The organism is Sphingomonas sp. CCH9-F2 (genome assembly GCF_001556735.1).
Lineage (GTDB): Bacteria > Pseudomonadota > Alphaproteobacteria > Sphingomonadales > Sphingomonadaceae > Sphingomonas > Sphingomonas ginsenosidimutans.
On sequence record NZ_LSJO01000060.1, the window covers coordinates 16,072 to 34,378 of the forward strand.

The window sequence follows — 18,307 nt, forward strand, 5'->3', positions numbered from 1 at the left end:
GCGCGGCCGCCCCGACGCCATCGCATGGGGCCGTGTGCGCATCAAGCGCGGCGACACCGGCTTGCCATTGCCGGTAAGCCGGTGTTTAGATTCCGTTCCCGTCCAGCCGGTGCCCCGCGTCCATGATCCTTGAATGTCCCGAATGCCGCGCCCGCTATCTGGTGCCCGACAGCGCGATCGGCCCCACCGGCCGCACCGTGCGCTGCGCCAATTGCCGCCACAGCTGGCATCAGGACGGGCCGGAACTGCCACCGCCGCCGCCACCCGCACCCAAACCCGCCGCCTTCGCGCCGGCCGACCTGCCGCCCGAAACCGCGGTGGTCGCGGTGCCGGCGCAGCCCGAGCCGTCCTATTCCGCCCCGCCCCCGCCCGGCGTGGCGGCGACATATGTCGATCCGGCGGTGGACGCGGGTGCGGCGGGCGGCGCAGGGTACGATGCCTTCGCGCACCGCCCGCCGTTCAAGCGCACGCGCAACACCACGCGGATGCGCACCATCGCCAGCCTGGCGGCGGGGCTGCTGATGCTGGTGGCGGTCGGCATCATCCTGTGGACCACCGCGCCGGGGCTGGCGCAGCAGATCGGGCTGTCGATCGGGCCGGACGAACTGCCGCTGACGATCGACGACAACCCGATCGAGCGGCGCAAGATGGCCAATGGATCGGAGCTGTTCGCGGTCAGCGGACAGATCACCAATCCCTCCGCCACGCGCCAGCGCGTCCCCGACATCCGCGCGGACCTGCGCGATTCGCAGGGGAAGATCGTGTTCAGCTGGACGATCACGCCGCAACAGCGCTCGCTCGCGCCCAATGCGGTGATCGACTTCAACTCCGCACAGGTGGACGTGCCGGCCAGTTCGAAGCGGCTCGACCTCAGCTTCGTCGGCGAGGCGAGCTGAGCGCGAACATATCCGTTGCCAGCCCCCGGCCGCGATGCTAGGGGCGCGTCCCTGCCAAACCCCGGCGCTGCCCGGTGGTCATCACGTGCGGCCGTGGCGGAATTGGTAGACGCGCAACGTTGAGGTCGTTGTGTCCGAAAGGACGTGGAAGTTCGAGTCTTCTCGGCCGCACCACTCCCGATCAAGAGAGGGCACCATCAGTGCCTGTTGATCGGAAACACCGTTGGCCGCGATTTCGAGCGGCTTGATCGGTCCCGTGATGGTAATCGCATTGGGCGCGACCACGACTTTGGCGATGAACCGGCGCGCGTAGCCTTGCCGCGCAGTCGGATCGGTAGAGCGCAGCTTGGTCAAGATGACCTCGCCGAGCCGGTCGATCGCCTCGGGTGTGACCCGCCGGTCGGCGGCGGACAGCTGACGCTCGACCAGCAGGATTTCTTGTTCCAGATCGGCGCGCCGCGTACGTTGCGTGGCGAGCCGCGCGGTGAAATCGGCGTCGCGCGGTGACACGATCCCCTGCTCGATGAAGTCGAACATGTTCTGGATCGCGCCTTCGACGCGGGTACGCTCCGTGCGCAGCGCCTTGAGATGGGCCTGTCGCTCGCGCACGGCCGCTGAGCTGTCGTCGAGCAGGTTGGCGAGCAGTTGCTGGAGGCGGTCGGGCCGGAACAGCCGCTCGGCCATGGCTTCAATCACTATGCTCTCGAGCTTTTCATCGCGGATGCTCGTGCCCTGGCAGGCTGTCTCGCCACGCCGCAGGTTGCGGGAGCAACGATAGTAGCGATAGCGACCGCCCTTGCCGGTTGCGATGGTGAGCGCATTGCCGCATTCTGGATGGCCGCATTTGGCGATGCCGGCGAGCATCGTCGGCCCCGACACGAATGTCGGCGCCGTGATGTGCCGGGCGTTGCGGGCGATGCCGGCCTGCACTTCGAGCCATTCGGGTTCCGGGATGATGACGGGCGCGTCGATCTCCTGCCATTCTTCTTCGGGACGCTTGATGCCGTTGCGGGTATCATGGACGCCGTACAGGTGTTTTCCGCGGTAGGTGGAGCGCGTGAGGATGTCGCGGACGTTCGACACGTGCCACTTGCGTCCGCGCAGGGTCGCGCCGCTCGCGTTCAGATGGCAAACGATCTTCTTGTAGCCCATCGGTCCCTGACCGATACCGACCCGCTTCATGCGGAAGATCTGCTGAACCTGCAGCGCCTCCGAGGGCTCGATCACGAGCCGCTTCTTCGCCTTGGGGCCGCGCATCTCGGCAATCTGGGTCGTGTAGCCGAACGGCGGGATCGCGCCGTTCCAGAAGCCCGCTTCGGCGTTGCGCTTCATCGTATCGCGGGTGAACTTGGCCGTCTGGCGCGACTGATACTCGTCGAAGTTGGACAGCACGGACCGGACGAGATCGCCCTCGGCGTCCTGGCCCACATCCTGCGTGATTGCCACGATGCGGACCCCGGCGCGCTTCAGCTTACGGCGATAATGTTCAAGCAAGTAGTGATCGCGGAAAAGCCTCGAGAAACTGTACACGCCGATCTCGGTAATCCCGCTGCCAGGCCGCAGCGCATGTTCGAACAGTGCCTGCAGACCCGGTCGGTTGTCGGTCGTTCCAGACAGGCCCCCGTCGCGGTAAACGTCGACAAGCTCGATGCCACGCTGGCCGTAGTGGGCGTTGAGCCGCTCCTCCTGATTGGCGAGGCTGATCCCGCCCTCGGCCTGGCGCTGGGTCGATACCCGGATGTAGCCAAGTGCACGTTCAGTCCGAGTCTTCCCCATGAATTAGGCCTTCGAAGATAAAGCGCAGGTCGTCCGCGCTGAGCAGAGTCAGCAGCCACTCTGACTCCGATCGCGCCAGCGGAAAAGAGTCCGGAAGCCGGTCGGCAACGATACGACTTTCGATATGGCACGCGCCGAGCACGGCGGCACCGATCCCGGCACGGGAATGAGGGATCGATCCGCGGGGAGGGGCGTCGGTGCTGTCCACCGATCAGCATGTGCCGACCCTAAATCGCGGTGACGATGTAACCGTCAGAAGCTCTGAAAGCAAAAGGAGTGGGTGATCCAGGCAGGCTGGAGAAAAAGGAGATTGGACATGACCGCGATCATCATGCTCGCGCTGGCGGGGGCAGCCTTCAAGGCCGCCCAGTATCTGTTGATCTTGGCGGTCGACGGCATCGCGACCGCGATCGCCGCCTGGTATTGCTGGCGCTCGGCGCGACTGACCCGTGCTCTGCTGGCGATGTCCGCGCCATCCAACGCGATCGATCTCATTCCTACCTGGCACCTAAGCCGTGTGCACCGGCGACTGATGGCGCGTCACCTGCGCCTGTCGATCGCAATGACCGCGCATGTCAGCCTGTTTCCGCTGTCGAGCGCGCGGGGCTACGCGCTCATGCGCAGACACGGTCACGTCGTCGCCTGATACCCGGCATCGATCAGTCTGCCCCATCCTGCCGGTTGGCCTCCTGCTCGGCGAGCGCCGCTTCGCGATCATCACAGAGCGCGATCGCCTTCTGCTTGGGCAGCCACGACACGTAGCGCCGCGCGGCACAGTGGCAGGCGAGATGTTCCTCGTCGTGATACCAGCTGCCAGCCGGGCAGGTGGCGCACGCGAGGATCGGCACGGGTCGTGCGCTCTCGGGCAGCGCGAGGAGCGTTGGGCTGATGATGGGCGCGCGGCGGCGCTTCACCGACCCGAATGGGAACTTCATCGACTCGAACTCGGGCATATGAGGTCCTTTGAATGTGCTGGCGGCTCGGCAGGGTCAGGCGTCGCCGAACCAATCCTTGATCGCGTCGACGAAGGCGGCGTTGATCAGCTTGGCATGGTCGAGGCGGAAGCTGGGGTGCTGCTCGGCCATCGACTTCACCCGGATGCTGAAGGCACCGCGGTGGTCGGGAGCGATCGTCGCGATCAGCCGGCCGTGGCGGTTCCGGACCTCGACCGGCCTGATCTCGTTCTTGCCCGCGGCGGCGGCGGTCAGCTTGCGGACGAGCGGAGCAATGGCGAGCGTCTGCCCGGCCAGCAGCGCAGCGCAGGCGAGAACGCGGTCGCGCTGACCGTTGTCCTCGAGCAGCGGCGCGAGCTGGGCCCACTGGCTCATCGAGATTGCGCGCCGGTCGGCGACGAGATCGAGGATGGCGAGAGGCGCCTTCTGCAGCGCCAGCCCGCGGTTGATCGCCGACTTGTCTTCGCCGACGGCGTCCGCGAGCCGCGCTTCGCTGGCGACGAGCTTCCCCTCGAGCATCCGCGCCCACGATGCCGACTTGTCCCACAGGCTGACTTCGAGAGCGCCGCGATCCTCGCGGTTGGCGATCTTGAGCGCGACTTCGGCGGTCAGCGCACCCTTGTCGTATACGCGGACGCGAAGCGGCGTGTTGAGGATGCGGCACGCTTCACGGCGCCGCGAGCCGGCGAGAATCTCGACGACGCCGTCGGCCCCGCGCTCGCCGATCGCGTCATGCGCCTGCCCGACCGCCTTCAGCTCCACGACGAGGGGCACGATGCTGTCGTCGGTGATGACATAACCGAACCGCGGGTTCTTGGGCGACACCGTCGTCCTGTCGTGAGGAAGCAACTCGACGACATAGTTGGCTTTGTGGCCGCGCCTGGGCGGCACGGCGTCGAGCGGGAGTTCATTGGTGTCCATGAGTTACATCCTCGATCGGTAGTGATTCGAGGATGCGGACGACAAAACGCGGCGACGATGTAACCGGCGCTCAGGTCCTGATAAGAGCTTACGAGCGATCATCCGCCTCGCGCGCAACGCGTTCGAGATGGGCGATCAGCGCCGCGTGCCTTAACTGAGCGGCCGGGCCTCGCTTATACCCGCTTCCCGACGTCCAATAGTCTTTCGGAACATCGTAATCCTGGCTGAAATCCTCTCCCCCGGCGGGCGTATTGAACCAGCCATAACCCATGAACTCGTCCATGCTGTGGATGCAGCTGCAGTCGAATGCGAGCGCAGGGAACGCCTGTGCGATACGCTCGAACAGATCGACCGGAAATCGGCAGTCCGTGTCGAAGTTGAATGCGTAGCGATTGTCGCCCGGCCCATCGTCATGATGGAAATTCCAGACGTAGTCTGAAAACGCCGAGCCATTGCCGCGCGGGTCATCGACCGGGACCGTGATGACGCAATCACATCCATTCCAACCCTCGTGATCACCGGTGTTGCTGGCTTCGGACGGCGCCATGCAGAGCCGCTTAAATCGGCTGATCTCCGAGGACGGCCCGTACACCCTCACGCTGTTCCAGACTTCGCTCATCGAGGTGACCTTTCGCCATCACGGCTCGCGTCGCGAAGGTCGCCGCCGTGTCTTCCGCGCTCCTCATCGCGCAGCCGCTGCCTGAGTGCGTCGATGACCATCATGTGCCGCCGCTCTTCGGGCGGCGTGCGCTTGCCGCGGCCGCTGGTCCAGAAGCCTTTGGGCACGTCATAGTAATCGTAGAAATCCTGACCGCCGGGGGGCGTGTTGAACCAGCCGTATCCCATTCGGTGATCGTCGTCGGCGATGCACTCGCAATCGAAATGCAGCTTTGGAAACATCCTGGTCAGGCGTTCGAAAGCGTAGGTCGGAAACTTCGCCAGCGTGTCGAACGCGAACGAATAAATGCCGTTCTCGTGCGGCCTAAATTCCCGGAAGTTCCAGGTGCTGTCGCCGCTGAGGTCGTCGAGCTTAAACGCTAAAGTGCTGCGCGACCGGTTGCCGGCCGGCGCCGGCACGATGAAGCGGCGCTTGAAGCGATCGATGTCCGATCGCGGGCCATAGACGTCCACGCTGTTCCACATCTCGTCACAGACGACGTACATGATGCCTGCCTCCGTTATTCGATCGGTTGTCGGGTTGTCGGCTCGGACTGCCGGTCGTGCGAACGCCGCTGGTCCCGGTCGGCCGACGTGACGGATCACCGGACATGGCCGAGGTCCGCGGTCACCGGCGACACGCCGGTAAAGAGATGGCAGGCGATCACGTCGTCGCGACCGCGCACGATCGGAGCCACGAACGGCGCCCACGACCAGCGACGTACCGCCGCGATCCAGCTCTTGAGGCGCGCCGCATGGGGCGCATCGTCGTCACCGGTGTGCTGGCCCGGCATCCCGCGCGCGATCCACGCGAGCCGGTCGCGATCCATCAGCGGTGCGAACCACAGGACCGGAATGAACAGGTCGGACACCGGCGCGAGCTGGGCGATGTTTGCACGACCGAGCAGGATGTCCTCGAGCAGATTGTCCTGCGGCGCGGGCTGCGGCTTGCCTGAATCGCGCTCGCGCCAGCGACGCACGTCATCGACGAGGTCGCGCAGGATCGCGCCACGATCGGCGATATTGGTCGGCTCCTCTGCAGCACGGCGCGCGGCCCCCTGGCCTTCGTCCTGCTCTTCCCAGGCGCCCGTCTTTCGGCTGGAATCGTCCCTCAAGCGGGCAGCGCGCGCATATTCGCCATCGTCAGCGGGGGGCGTCTCGATATCCGCAATGGCGTCGCGAAGCGTGACGTCATCGCCGCCGTCGACGTTGCGCAGCATCGAACGGACGAGTTCCTGATGGATGCGATGCTTGCTGAACCGGTCCCACGGTCCGTCGGTATCGGCGCGGTGATCCTTGTTTTTGCGCGGCCGGCGGCCGGTATGGACGAGCGTACGGTGGATCGTAAAGTCGCCGCGCTGATAGCTGGTCGGCCAGATCGAATGGATCATCGCGCCGAAGTGGCGAACCAGCGTGAGGCCCATGTGGCGAATGAGGTCGTCGTCGCGCGCCACGACCTCGAACGCCGGCTGCCCCTGCTGGATCGTGACCACGGCGTCGCGCGTGCGCTTGATCTTGAGCGCGACGGCGTCACTGTAGCCGAGGCGCCCGTAGCGCGTTGCCTCCAGCGACAGGCTACCGAATGTCTGGCCTTCCAGCGCGGCTTTGACCATGACGTGGCTGGTGACCTGCGCGACCAGCGCGGCGCCGGCGGCATAGTTGCGGCCGGCCGCGAACACGACGTGGCGCGGATGGGCATAGACCGCCGTGGCTTGACGCGCCGTCATGCGCATCACCGTGCCCGGACTCTGGCTCACGTCGCCAAGGCGGCGCTTCATGTCGAGCCCGATTTCAACGCCGCGCGCGGCTTCGTAAAGGGAGGCGAGCGCGCCGAGCGCTCCGCCGGCGCAGCCGGGGAACGCACCATGCGGGGCGGCCAGCCACGGAAATAGCCGGTACAGACGGTCGAGCTGACGCGTCGCGGCGAGCGTGAAGATCAGGTCGCAGCGGATGCGCCCGACCAGTGCCAGGCGAAGCTGTCGATTGGGTGATGCCAGGCGAAGCAGCGATCGCCGGATGTGCGGACGCCAGCCCGAACGCTCCAGGCGGTGGCCGAGATCGGCGCACCGCAGCTGCTCGAGCTGGTATGACACGCGGTCGAGCTTTGCCGCCGCCCCGCCAGCATGATCGCGCAACTCGCCGATGTCGAGCATCGCGGTCAACCGCTCCCAGCGCTTTCGATCGGGGTCGCTGGCGACCGAGAACACGCCAATGGCGTCGACGATGGTGCGCGCCCAGGCGATCGCGCGCTTGAGCTTGCGCCTGGCGACCGCGGGCTCGCCGCCGCTGTCGGCAGCAGACACGTGCCGCAGATAGTGGCCGAACGCGGTCATTAGCGCGGCCAGCGCGGTCTCGCGATGCTGCGGACGGCTGACGCCCTCCCGCTCCGGAGTCGCCAGGCGGTCGACGAGCGCGATCGCGTCGATCAGCGCGCGTCCGACCGCCACCGCTCCCGATGCAACCGGCAAGGGCGCGTCGGATCGGTCGCCAACATCCCACTCGACCGCCAGCCACATCTTGCGCGCGGTGAGCGAGGCTTGAGAATGCGCGACGAAGAGTTGAGCGTCGTCGCCGTTCTCGCGCAGACGGTTGAGGAAGGCGGCAGCGGACGTGTCGGTCCAGGCGGCGCGTGCGAACAATGCGCCAGGGGCGCACCAGAGCCCAGCCCGGCGTCTGAGGTCGCGCAGGATGGCGTCGGCGTTATCGGGTAACGCACGCAGCGCGACTGCGCGGTTCGCCTGCGCCGGAATCGCGCCGGAGGCCAGCAATGGCGCGATGCTCGAATTGCGCCCGCCGACAAACCCGCAGCCCGGCCGGTGATCGGGATCGTCGATATAGTCGACGTGCGGCAGCAGCGCGAACGGCGCCAAGCCGCCCGCCGGCACGATCGCGTGGCCGCTCTGCGCGGCGCGGCCAGTCGCCGTGATGATGGGCGGTCGCATCACGGCGATGTTCGCGGCGAGCCCGGCCGCGACCATGCGTGTGTCGGTATTGACGGCGGGGCCGGTCGTCACGCGCCGCCCCCGGCGCGATGCTGCTTCACGATCTCCCAGCCGGCCAGGATGTTGGCTCGGCGCACGGCGGCCTGGTCGAACCGTTCGATCAAATAGGTGAGCTCATTGTAGCGGTTGGCGAGATCAACGATCTCCTGCTCGCGTGCGGCTAGGGCATCGACCGGCCCCTTCTCGAAGTCTGCGTAGATTGCGGTCAGCTTGGCGAGCACGCTTTCGCGCTCGGCGCGGTAAGGCGCGATGTCGGTCACGATCTTGTCGACGCCGTTCTCGGTGATGGTGATGCGAGACATGAGCGCTCAATCCTGGCGGAAGCGCGGGTTGGCGCCGTTATCGTCGAGCCAGTTGGCGGCGTGACCGCGGGTTTGCTCCGCCGGCATCGCGACCTCCTTGAGCTCTGCGATCGTCCGGGCATGATGACCCTGCCGCGACAACGGCGGTTTCCAGCGCCATCGCCGATCGCCCGTCGCGCGCTGGTGCGCGGCGAAGCTCGCGCACCTCGTCCAATAGCGGTCGGCGGCGTCTTGCTCGCTGGCCACCGCGCCCGTGGCCGCGAGCTCGGCGCCACCCCCGGCGATTACCCCTGGCAGCAAATCGCCAAACGTGTCGGCGGAGCTGCGTGCGGCATGCCTAAAGCGGCGACGAAGTTCGGCGGGAGCGAGCGTGTAGAGGCCGCGATGCGCATCGGCATCGGCCGCGCCTAGACCATGGAGCTTGGCCGGCTGACCCAGACCGAGCTTCGGACGCTTCATCCAGAACGGATCGAGCGCGCCGTGCTTCAGCAGGCCGTGACCATCGAGCCAGGCAAGTCCGGCGACCTCGAGGAGCGGGTCGCTCTCACACACATGGGCGAGGGCGACGATCAGGCAGTCGGCGCCAGTGTCATACCGTGCCTCGGCGAGCCGCGCGACCGCTTCACCCTGGCACAGACGATAGAAACCCGCGTGGGCGAGGATGTGCGCGACGCCCATGCCGCGCAGGAGGCCGCCGTGTCGATAGGCGGCGTAGTTCGGATGATGACCGAGCGCTGTCTGCTCTGCATCAAGCCCGGTAATGCGCGCGTACTCGCTGTCTTTGATCGACCGCAGCTGTGCAACCTCGCGGTCGATCGTCGCGATCAGCGCCTCGTAGCCGTCGGGAATCTCTTCAATCGCCATCGCTGCCTCCGAGAGGAAGCGTGGCGCGCCAAAACTCGATCGACGATGTAACCGGCGGTTGCTGGTTGCGATGTGCAAAATTGCTGTCATCGCGCTATCGCGTTGTGGCATGAGCGGGGCGGGAACCAGACGATGATCGGCAAGCGCGAGGCGCCGCGAGCGCTTGCCGAGGCGATGCTCGCCAATGTCGACCCGGCAAGTGTCACGATTTCGGGGGGCGGCGACCAGTTCGCGGTGACGATCGCCGGCCTGACGATCGTGTTCGGCGATGCCCTTCCGCATGGATTCGAACGTCTCGCTGCGGCGATCGAGGCGCGGATTGCTTTTGAGCGTGCCAACGCGATGATCGCCGCAGCGGGCGAGACGGGTGTGCCGCTCTGGCTGGTGTCGGGGTCGTCGGTGCTCGCCCGGTGGCTCGCTTGGTCGCGTACGGACCGCGCCTTGGCCAACGCCCTCGACCTTACCGATCAAGCCGGCGCCGCGCCGATCGTTGGCCGGTTCGCGCGGCGCGCGCGGCGCGATCTCGGTCAGATGTCGGTCAAGATCAGGGTCAGCGCGGGCCAGGCCGTTGCCGAGCAGATCGAACTCTCGCACCGCGTGCGGGCCTTCGCCGTGCTGGGGGACAAAGCGACCATCAGGCTCCGCCGGCAGCACTTGCCCGATACGATCGTCACGGCGCTCCAGAAGAGTTCCAAGAGCAACGACCGATGGCGGGCAGCCGAGATTGTCGACCATCCGTTCTTCGCGGCGCACGACTTCATGGTCTTTGAGGTCCGGAACGATGGCGACGACGCTGTCCTCGAGCTCGAAACCGCCTGGGAGCCGCTGCGGCCGATCCCGAAGGCCGCATGGGCTGCGCTTCCGCGCGGCGCTGACCCTGCTTTCCCGTGGCGCCCGACCAGCCGCGAGATCACCGAACTCTATCGCCTCGCCGCGCGCGGCGAGCAGATGATGCAGCGCGACCGGTAAGCGCATCCATCATCGTCACGCCGGTGCGTGATCCGCGTTGACGACGGTGTTGCCGTCGACCGAATAGACACAGTGATATTCGGCCTCGGAGTCGGCGTAGAAGCCGCGCAACTGCTTGTACTGGATCACGGCCAAGGTGGCGGCGAGGCGGTTGAGGCAGGCAACCTGGATGTTGCTACGATAGAGTTCGTCGTCGTCGCGGCCCGCCACGGGTATACGGTTGCCCTTATGAACATGGGCGCGCATCGCCGGTGTGCTGGTGGTCACGCGCACCTGTCCCAGAACGCGGTCGTCGACCAGCCGCAACCCGAGACCGCAGTCGATGAACGGCAGATCGCGTCGTTCGAGTTCGGGCACGATGAAGGCCCGCGCGCCTACGCTGTCGACACAGACGAACACGAAGTCGACATCGTCGAGCAGGTAGGCGTTGTCCGGGGTCAGATCCTCGGCGTAGGTCAGGATGCCCTTGTGCATGCGGCGGTACACGTCGGCATAATGCTCGACCTTGTAACGCCCGGCGATGACATCGCCCCACGACATGGCGCCCGGTGCGCGCCACGCGGTGTGCTGCTCGACATGATCGCCATCGAACAGCAGGATGCGCTCGCATGGCGTCTTGCTGACGAGGTCGAGCACTTCGGAGCCCGTGCCTCCCAGTCCGATGATCGCGATCCTGCCGCCGGCCAGCCGCGCCGATACCGCCGCAAGCCCGGCGCGGGTCGCGGCGGTGTCTTCATACACGAATGGGCTCGGGGACGGCGACGCGACTGCGGCCGCTGGTTGTTCAGCTGGCATAGGTTGCGTCGGCATTGACGACGAGCCCGTCGGCGACCTCGATGACATCGCCCGGGGTCATCAGGCCGCTCGGCCGCGTCGCCACGCCGCCGCGGAACGACACGGTCGCGGCCTGGGCGAACGCAAGCGGTCGGTCGGGGAACGCCATGCGCAGCAGCTGCGCAAACGTGATGGTCCGGCCCCGCAGCGCGTGCCAGCGGCCATTGACCTGGATCGAGATCCGGCCGGCCGGTGCTGTCGGCGCGCGATGCGAGCGCTCGGCCTCGCCAACGAGATACAGATGCGGACGCGGCCGAACGGCCGGGACGGCGTCGTGCGCCGGGGCAACGGTCGGCCGGCCGCCGGGCTCGAAAGTAGTGGCAGGCGAGGTCATCATGTCTTCTCCTTGTTGAACGTCAGAAAGGGACATCGTCGTCGTCACCGCCGCTCGCGACGGATGGCTGGCCCTCGCGGGCGATCGTCGTGACGGCATGAGCCATTTGGGCGTAGAGGCTCTTCGCGCCGCGGGGGTGGCCGCCGAGCGCTCGCGCGACATTGGTCCACTCGAATGCCGGATCGGCTTCGTCGAGGCCCAGGTCGTCGAGCACCTCGAGCAAGATCGACAGCGCGGCGGTCGTCTCGATGCCGCGCGGCATCTCGGAGAACGCGACGTGCGCGGCCAGAGCGCGCAGGGCAGGGGGCACGCGGGTCAGGTCGTCGCATTGGACGATCCACGTCACCTCGCCGAAATCCATCTCGGTTTCGAGCTTGTCCTCACTCCACGACCGGCCGGTCGCGGGATCGATCATGGCCACGAGACCGCTGGCGACATCGTCCCCGACCTTGTCGATGCCGACGACGCTGGCAATAGCGTTGGCGCAGCGCTTCGCCGCCATGGCGATGGTGAGGGGCGACGCCCACAGCGCCTCGCTGACCCGACCCGACGACGCGACGTTGGCGGCGATCACGGGATCGGTCAGGTTGAGGATGACGTGCGGTACCCCGGCAACACGCGCAAGGCGGCGCGCGGCATGGGTCCGCCCCGCGCCTTCCGGCCCGGTGGCCAGGATCGGCGCGCCGCGAAACCACGGCCGCTCGGCGGCGATGAGCGCCTGACAGCTCGTGGTGACCCAGCGCAGGAATGCCGGCTGGTGCTCGTGCATCAGATCGAACGCGATGCCGTCGGGGCCGAGCCGATCGCCCCCGCGAAGCGCAAACGGTTCGCTCAGGCCCAGCGGTGCGGGACCACCGTCGAAGGCGCGGCCGACAACCATCGCGGGCGTCGCGGGGCGGAAAGTTGCGAGCTCGTTCATCAGTCGCCCCGCCACATCCGCAAGGGGCGCATGCCGCCCGCGCCGCGCCCATCCTTCTTGATGCGCCGCTCGGTCTCGAACATCTCGTCGATGAGCAGGCGGGTCAGCGCCTCGCCGCCGTGCTCGGCGGCGTGACCGAGAAAGGCCTCGAAGCGTGGCTTCTGCCAGCGCAACCAGTCGCACAGTCGGTCGCGCTCGCTTGCGCGGTCGTAGCGGACTGACCACTCGGCATGACTGTCGCTCTTGCGCTGGAGCTCGAGCTTGAATCCCCGCTTCGTGTCGGGCGCGTAGAGGTTGATGATGTTTCGGTCGCGCTGGCGCTGGGCTTCCGCCTCGGCGCGTGCGCGACGAGCCTTGCGAGCCGCGTCCACGATGCGATCGACCGCCCCCGTGATCGCGACAGGGCCGAAGATCATGGTCACCCGTGCCAGGAATGTCAGATCGAGCGCGCCGGTCTGGAACCGCTCGAGCACCGCGTCACGGTCGGCGAGATCGCCGAAGTGGCGTGTCCAGATGCTGCTCGCGCCGCCGGACCCGATATCCGACACCATCAGGCAAATGACGTGAGGATATGCCGCGTCGACCTCGATCGAAAAGCGGCCGACCGCCTCGTGAACGATCGACGAGGCCGGCTCGTCGGGCGGGACAGGAAAGTGCGTGATCAGGTTCATGGCAACTGCCCTATAAGACATTATAGAACTATTGGCAAGGGTGCTGCTTGCACGATGCGTTCGTCCCGCGGCACACCGCATCGTGCCGAATCCGCTTTCGTCCGCTCTCAGCCTGAGTTTTGCTGACGCTCTCACCGTCCTGATGGACGCCTGCGGGTTGTCGTCCGACGCGCGCAATGCGTTCGACGCGCGGGTCCGCCACCTGCAGCGACTGGGTGTGCCGAGCCGGCAGGACGATGCGACCGGCCGGCTGCATTACGGTATCCCCGAACTGGCGGCGTTCGCCACGGCGGTCCGGCTGATGGACGCGTTCATGGCGCCAGCGCTCGCCGCGCGCTACGTCACGGAGCGCTGGTCGGCCTTGGCGCCATTCGCGTTGGCCGGAGCTGCGGGAGTTTTGCCGGACAGCTACACTACGCGGCGATCAATCCCGACAGCGGCGTTCGCGGTGTTCCGTGCCAACGCGCTGTCGATGCTGGGCAAGCGCCGCCAGCACGACGAACGCGGTGACGAGCCGCTCGGCGGCGTGCTGATCTGCGACGAGGCGCGCGCCGCCGCGATCACGGAGGCGGTCGATGGGGCGGGGCTGGTACTCGACAGTCGAACCTACATGCCCGGGATCGTTCGCGGGTGGGCCGAACGATTATCGGCCACGGAGGTCGAATTAGCGAACGAGATGGATCGTCTGCTCTTCACGCACGGCCGTTCCGGGCAGGGCATCAAGCTCTAAGCGATACGACTGGAATTGGGCCGATTGCGGACTGACCGCTTATTTCAACTGGCTTAGAAAAACGGACCTTGCTTGGCTCGCGGCCCGCGCGCCTCGAACAGTCATTAAGCGAACAGGTCCTCCGGACCGTAATATACATAGTCGGCCTGGTCGGCGGTGTCGGACGCCGTTAGCAGAAACAGGCCTGTCGGACTGGGTTCAATGTCGGTGATGATCGCCCCGCAGCGCTCGAACATTGCGTCCAGCACGACCAGGTCGCCGTCCTCATCCTGGGCCATCTGCAACGGGGTCGGAGCATAGGGACCAATGCCGTCGTCCCATTCGACCTCGATCACGCCCATTTGCCGACGCCAACGCTGACGCTTTTGGGGTTTCAGGCTGGCCATAAAGTCGATCCATTGCGCGTGTGTCTCAACAGTCGGCCAATCAGAATCGCTAGACAACGCCTCAACCGTCGGTGTGGCGATCCATTCGCGCAGTTCAGCAAGCGTCGCAAAACTCCCACCGGCGCTGGCAATTGCGGCAAGAGCACCCCTGCGCGAGCTAAAGCCGGCGCGCATCAACAGGGTAGCCGAGACATTGAGCGATCCGGTCTCGACTGCACCGGCCGCCAGGCCGAGCTCGACATCGGCCATCATGAACCCATCTTCGAGAATGTCGTCATTGGCCAAGGCTCGTACGCGAACGGCCTCCATCGCCCACGGTAATTTGTAGACTAAAGCGTTCTCGACGAAGCGTAGCGCATCTTCGCCGGTTGCCCCGATATCCACCAGCGCTGACCCGCGCAGCCACCCCTCGAGAATGCCCTTCCAGTTGTCGGGAAAGGGATCCGGCACGAACGGCTCGATCCCAAACACGATCGTTGCGAATTTCGTGATTGCCTCGACCGCGGCATCATCTTCCTTGGTGATAATGGAAGCGTTCGCGTCGCAAAGAAGCGCATTGAGCTGCGGCGCATTTACGTCGAGCTTGAGGCCGGTATCGAGTCCCACGCCGGCCAGAAAGTAGCCGCGGCGCTGGAGCGAATTCGAACTGGCCCAGACATGCCGCGCGCGGCTCACAATGATTGCGGTCAGGGCCTTCTGGACTGCCTCGGTGCGCCGTGCCAGGCGCCTAGTCCACAAGGACGAGGTCAGGACTTCATCGAGCTTAGCCTCGATATCCTCGTCATTGATGTCAAATTCTCCGAGCATTCCTAGGATTGATGTGTCCAGGGTCGGTAGCCATTCATTCCATTGTTTCAGGGCAAGCTCGGTCTCCTTGGGACGCTCTCTCGCAACTTCCGGAAAGGTCCAGGTCGAACCGCCCGCGACATAGGCGAGGAATGTATCGACATCGACTCTGCCAAGCTTTTTGAGCATCCGCGCCAGCAACGCGAGCATGAGCCGGACAAGTCCGCTCTCCATCTCCTTCCCGCCCTGGTCAGCGACCAATTTCTCCCACTCAAGCCGACGTTCGTCCACGCCATCGAACATCGGAAACAGGGCAAGCCCCTCGACATCGACATAGGCGCGTCCGGCGCGGCCAACGACGTTACGAAATTCCGATATGTCGATCGTGCCTCTGCTACGCGACAGACTGTGAAACAGCAGGGTCGTCGCGGACAGGTTGAGACCTTGCGCGAGCGTCGGGGAAGAGATCGTCAGGCGAAGGACGTTTTCGCGGAGGAGCCTCTCCACTTCCTTTCGATATGGCGTGGGCAACGCGCCGTGATGGACAGCCACACCGAGCTTCAGACATTTCAGGACGTCGCTATTGGGGCCCAGCCATTCGCGCCCAATCGCGAGCGCGATCGCGAGCTTTGATTCGTCACCCGCGAGAACCGATTTGAGGCTGCCGCGCTTGTGCAATTCGACGATACTCCGCGCGAACGGTTCGACCGAGCGCCGCTGGGGGCAAAAGATCAGAACGCTGTGCCCATCGTCCATGAGCCGCCAAGCGGAGGCTATGCACAATTCCCGCTGGTCCGACGGAAACTCCTTGGAAATCCTACCCGTGGGCAAATGCGGCGTGATGAAATCGCGGACCCAAGGGCGCTCGCCGCCGACCGATATCTTGAGTTCGGCGGAACTGCCCGACCAGGCGATTTCCCCGAAGCGCAAACGGGTCGGCCGCCAGTCCTTCTTGATTAGGCCATTGCGCTGATCGCCCGTGAGCCAGGCGGTGAAGTCGTCGAGCTGGTCGCCGTCCGGCAAAATGGCAGACAGGCAGACGATCCGCCGCGTATCGGCATCCGATCGGCGACGCAGGCGCTGAATTTGAACTTCATAACGCACCTCGCGCTCGCCAAGTCCAATCATGTGACCTTCGTCGAGAACGATGAGTCCGACATCATTGAGCAGGGAAGGTTCGTTGCGCAGGGCGAAATCGAGCTTTTCTGGCGTCGCTACGATGATGTCGCGCTCACGCATGATGTTGCCATCGGCATCGCTGACGCCAATGCTCCCATAGAGACTGCTTACGGTCTTGCCGAGCGGCTGGAATGTGCTGGAGAGACTGACCTCTGTCTGTGCCGAAAGCGCGCGCAGCGGGGTGACGAACACGACCCGCTTCCCCGCCGCAAGGCACGCAAGGATGCACAATTCGGCGATGCGGGTCTTTCCCGCGCTGGTGGGCAGGGCCACCACCATGTTGTCACCGAAGTCGACAGCGCGCTTAGCTGCCTCAAGTTGCGAGGGCCAGAGTTCGATCTCGGCGCGCGACCGCCGATACAGGGAGGCGATGAACAATGCTCTGAGGTCGTGCCAGTCTCCCGGGCCATCGGGCGCTGCCGGCAACCGCTCATGAAAGCTCTTGTCCCAAAGATCGTCGAGAAGATGGATCGTCAGCCGATGGCACCACCACTGGGCAATCATGCCCGCATCGCCGCTCGCACTCAATCCGCGCTCCAGCGTGACAATTGCTTGTTCCAGAAGCGGACGCTCACCCCGCGCAAAAGCAAGCATCGCGGCCGAAAGCCCGCCCATGAAGTTATCGGTCAGCGCGAGATCGACAGCGTTGGTCAGATGGTCGGTCGAATCGCCATATTCGACCCCACCATAGGCAGGATCCCAATCGCCGTCGTCAGCCTCGCCATCGTCCTCGGGATATGCGTCCTTGATCCGCTCCAAGAGCGCGTCGTCGTTGCCTTTTCCGCTGCCTCGCATCGAGGCAATGTCTTCGGCCAAGCCGTCCAGATCGCGCAAGATGAGACGCGCTAGGCACACCTCGACAGGCGACAGATTTGCTTCAGCGATGCCGCGATGAAGAACCGAAAAGGCGCGCGCCGAATATCCGCCAAGGTGAAAGGCGGCGCCAGCGATAAGCCGATGGAAATCGGTTTCTGGCGAAACGGCGGCGTTCATCGTCGCCGACTCGATGGCCGAGGCGGCATTTTCGAAGGCCATGCGCGCGGCCTCGCTCTTTTCGCCGAGATCCAGGAGCTGGAGTCCCTGAGTAATTAGGGCAAAGCCGTAGGACAGCAGATCGTAGCTGAGGTTTGGCGAGAATTCAGGGGCGTCGTCGGGAAGTACCCCCTTGCGCCATATCATCGAGCGGGCTTGTCCACGTGCCAGCAGCGAACCGCGAAACGCGGTGTCGAGCGCCTCTTCGATATTGGCAGCAAGCGTCTGTGCATCAGCCATTGGCAATGACCTTGCCGAAGACCTTTTTCACGAACTTCGTCGGCGCATCGACCTGAAGCCCGACAACATGCTGCCGGACCTTGCCCTTATACTCGGAGAGGTCGGTTTCGAGGAACGGTGCTGGATCGTTGCCAGAGAATGCGAAGATGAAGTGTGTGACCTGCTCCAGCTTAATGCCGTACTTATATTGCTGCGCCAGAATCTGGCCGCTCAGCGTGGCGTTTCCCAGCTCGTTCAGGCGATCGGCGAGCGCGGCAAGCGCATGCGGCGTTGGACGGTTACGTGACGCGACCAGCGCCTTGCGCGCGTCTTTGACGGTGGTCGAGGTGAGCGCTCCCCTGCTTTTGACCTCGCCTTTCAGAAAGCGCAGCACACCTTGCGGATCGACGTCAACTGCGAGGATATCATCTCCGCGCATCGCCATGTTTCGATGGTCCTTCCACCGCAATTTACGGATCGGCTGGAAGGTCGAGTAATCCGTCACATAGGTCGCGGCGAGGATTTCGCCGAGCTCGCCGAAGCGGAGCGTCGCCGAGGACGGCAGCTTGTCACGAACATATTTCGCGGAGGCATGCTTGCCCAGCTTCGCGAGAATATCTGCGATCCGGGTTTCACTGGCATAATGGCTCGGCACCACCGCAGCGACAGCGGCAATGGCAGCCGGCTGCTTCGTGACGTCCGCTACGAACTTGTGAAGTTCGTGCTTCGTTTTAATGGTCTGGCTGGTGCAGTGGCACCAGTTCTTGATTTTCGCCAATGCCCCCTCCCAAGCTTTGCCTTACCAACTGGAAGGATCCATGTCGAAAACATGGGGTAATCGCGGGAGCGGTACTCCGGGCTGTCACGAGATGAATGC

18 protein-coding genes, 1 tRNA gene and 1 pseudogene are annotated in these 18,307 nt (G+C 65.1%); 6 read left to right on the forward strand and 14 right to left on the reverse strand.

Translation table 11 applies throughout. The features are described 5' to 3' along the window. Positions 1–122 precede the first annotated feature (122 nt). The 3 genes from AX685_RS01765 (at position 123) to AX685_RS20760 (ending at position 1,403) form a co-directional block, all read left to right on the forward strand. Entirely contained in the window at positions 123–896 is a 774-nt protein-coding gene (locus AX685_RS01765) for a zinc-ribbon domain-containing protein (RefSeq protein WP_066484736.1), read from the forward strand. An 87-nt stretch (positions 897–983) separates the two neighbouring features. Further along, positions 984–1,070: transfer RNA gene (locus AX685_RS01770), tRNA-Leu, on the forward strand. Positions 1,071–1,103: 33 nt separating this feature from the next. Further along, the gene (locus tag AX685_RS20760) at positions 1,104–1,403 is read left to right on the forward strand and encodes a hypothetical protein (RefSeq protein WP_082740426.1); all 300 of its coding nucleotides are present in this window, start codon (positions 1,104–1,106) and stop codon (positions 1,401–1,403) included. A 234-nt stretch (positions 1,404–1,637) separates the two neighbouring features. On the opposite strand, the pseudogene AX685_RS23410 reads toward AX685_RS20760, so the two are convergent. Then, a pseudogene (locus tag AX685_RS23410) lies at positions 1,638–2,672 on the reverse strand (recombinase family protein); the annotation flags it as partial. Positions 2,673–2,988: 316 nt separating this feature from the next. On the opposite strand from AX685_RS23410, the gene AX685_RS01780 reads away from it, so the two are divergent. Continuing rightward, positions 2,989–3,318, forward strand: coding sequence for a hypothetical protein (locus AX685_RS01780; protein ID WP_066484738.1), 330 nt, complete (start codon positions 2,989–2,991; stop codon positions 3,316–3,318). 13 nt (positions 3,319–3,331) lie between these two features. Here AX685_RS01780 and AX685_RS01785 read toward each other — a convergent pair whose 3' ends face one another. From AX685_RS01785 to AX685_RS01815, 7 genes are all read right to left on the reverse strand, one after another. Further along, positions 3,332–3,625 (reverse strand): hypothetical protein, encoded by a 294-nt coding sequence (locus tag AX685_RS01785; protein WP_066484740.1) that lies wholly within the window; start codon positions 3,623–3,625, stop codon positions 3,332–3,334. Between the two features lie 36 nt (positions 3,626–3,661). Next, entirely contained in the window at positions 3,662–4,546 is an 885-nt protein-coding gene (locus AX685_RS01790; RefSeq protein ID WP_066484745.1) for a ParB/RepB/Spo0J family partition protein, read from the reverse strand. Positions 4,547–4,634: 88 nt separating this feature from the next. After that, the gene (locus AX685_RS01795) at positions 4,635–5,165 is read right to left on the reverse strand and encodes a hypothetical protein (RefSeq protein WP_156445598.1); all 531 of its coding nucleotides are present in this window, start codon (positions 5,163–5,165) and stop codon (positions 4,635–4,637) included. Further along, entirely contained in the window at positions 5,162–5,677 is a 516-nt protein-coding gene (locus AX685_RS01800) for a hypothetical protein (protein ID WP_156445599.1), read from the reverse strand. The genes AX685_RS01795 and AX685_RS01800 overlap by 4 nt, the downstream gene beginning before the upstream one ends. A gap of 128 nt (positions 5,678–5,805) precedes the next feature. Continuing rightward, positions 5,806–8,217: a hypothetical protein gene (locus AX685_RS01805; RefSeq protein WP_066484752.1), complete on the reverse strand. Its 2,412-nt coding sequence runs from the start codon at positions 8,215–8,217 to the stop codon at positions 5,806–5,808. After that, entirely contained in the window at positions 8,214–8,507 is a 294-nt protein-coding gene (locus AX685_RS01810) for a hypothetical protein (protein WP_066484754.1), read from the reverse strand. The genes AX685_RS01805 and AX685_RS01810 overlap by 4 nt, the downstream gene beginning before the upstream one ends. A 6-nt stretch (positions 8,508–8,513) precedes the next feature. Further along, a complete protein-coding gene (locus AX685_RS01815; RefSeq protein ID WP_066484759.1) occupies positions 8,514–9,371 on the reverse strand; it encodes a hypothetical protein in 858 nt (285 codons plus the stop codon). Positions 9,372–9,503: 132 nt separating this feature from the next. Here AX685_RS01815 and AX685_RS01820 point away from each other — a divergent pair, with 132 nt between their 5' ends. Beyond that, entirely contained in the window at positions 9,504–10,340 is an 837-nt protein-coding gene (locus AX685_RS01820; protein WP_066484763.1) for a hypothetical protein, read from the forward strand. Between the two features lie 15 nt (positions 10,341–10,355). Here AX685_RS01820 and AX685_RS01825 read toward each other — a convergent pair whose 3' ends face one another. Genes AX685_RS01825 through AX685_RS01840 form a run of 4 tightly spaced genes read right to left on the reverse strand, consistent with a single transcriptional unit; the run spans position 10,356 to position 13,098 of the window. Then, a complete protein-coding gene (locus AX685_RS01825) occupies positions 10,356–11,081 on the reverse strand; it encodes a ThiF family adenylyltransferase (protein ID WP_066484765.1) in 726 nt (241 codons plus the stop codon). Positions 11,082–11,124: 43 nt separating this feature from the next. Next, the gene (locus tag AX685_RS01830) at positions 11,125–11,511 is read right to left on the reverse strand and encodes a multiubiquitin domain-containing protein (protein ID WP_066484768.1); all 387 of its coding nucleotides are present in this window, start codon (positions 11,509–11,511) and stop codon (positions 11,125–11,127) included. 19 nt (positions 11,512–11,530) lie between these two features. Next, positions 11,531–12,427: a hypothetical protein gene (locus AX685_RS22205; RefSeq protein ID WP_197418446.1), complete on the reverse strand. Its 897-nt coding sequence runs from the start codon at positions 12,425–12,427 to the stop codon at positions 11,531–11,533. Next, entirely contained in the window at positions 12,427–13,098 is a 672-nt protein-coding gene (locus AX685_RS01840; RefSeq protein ID WP_066484774.1) for a hypothetical protein, read from the reverse strand. The genes AX685_RS22205 and AX685_RS01840 overlap by 1 nt, the downstream gene beginning before the upstream one ends. Positions 13,099–13,180: 82 nt before the next feature. Here AX685_RS01840 and AX685_RS01845 point away from each other — a divergent pair, with 82 nt between their 5' ends. Continuing rightward, positions 13,181–13,828 (forward strand): hypothetical protein, encoded by a 648-nt coding sequence (locus AX685_RS01845; RefSeq protein WP_156445601.1) that lies wholly within the window; start codon positions 13,181–13,183, stop codon positions 13,826–13,828. 104 nt (positions 13,829–13,932) lie between these two features. On the opposite strand, the gene AX685_RS01850 is transcribed toward AX685_RS01845, so the two are convergent. Continuing rightward, positions 13,933–17,451, reverse strand: coding sequence for a DEAD/DEAH box helicase (locus AX685_RS01850; protein WP_066484779.1), 3,519 nt, complete (start codon positions 17,449–17,451; stop codon positions 13,933–13,935). Beyond that, the gene (locus AX685_RS01855; protein ID WP_231738501.1) at positions 17,444–18,208 is read right to left on the reverse strand and encodes a Hachiman antiphage defense system protein HamA; all 765 of its coding nucleotides are present in this window, start codon (positions 18,206–18,208) and stop codon (positions 17,444–17,446) included. Before AX685_RS01855 ends, AX685_RS01850 begins: the two co-directional genes overlap by 8 nt. Between the last annotated feature and the right edge of the window lie 99 nt (positions 18,209–18,307).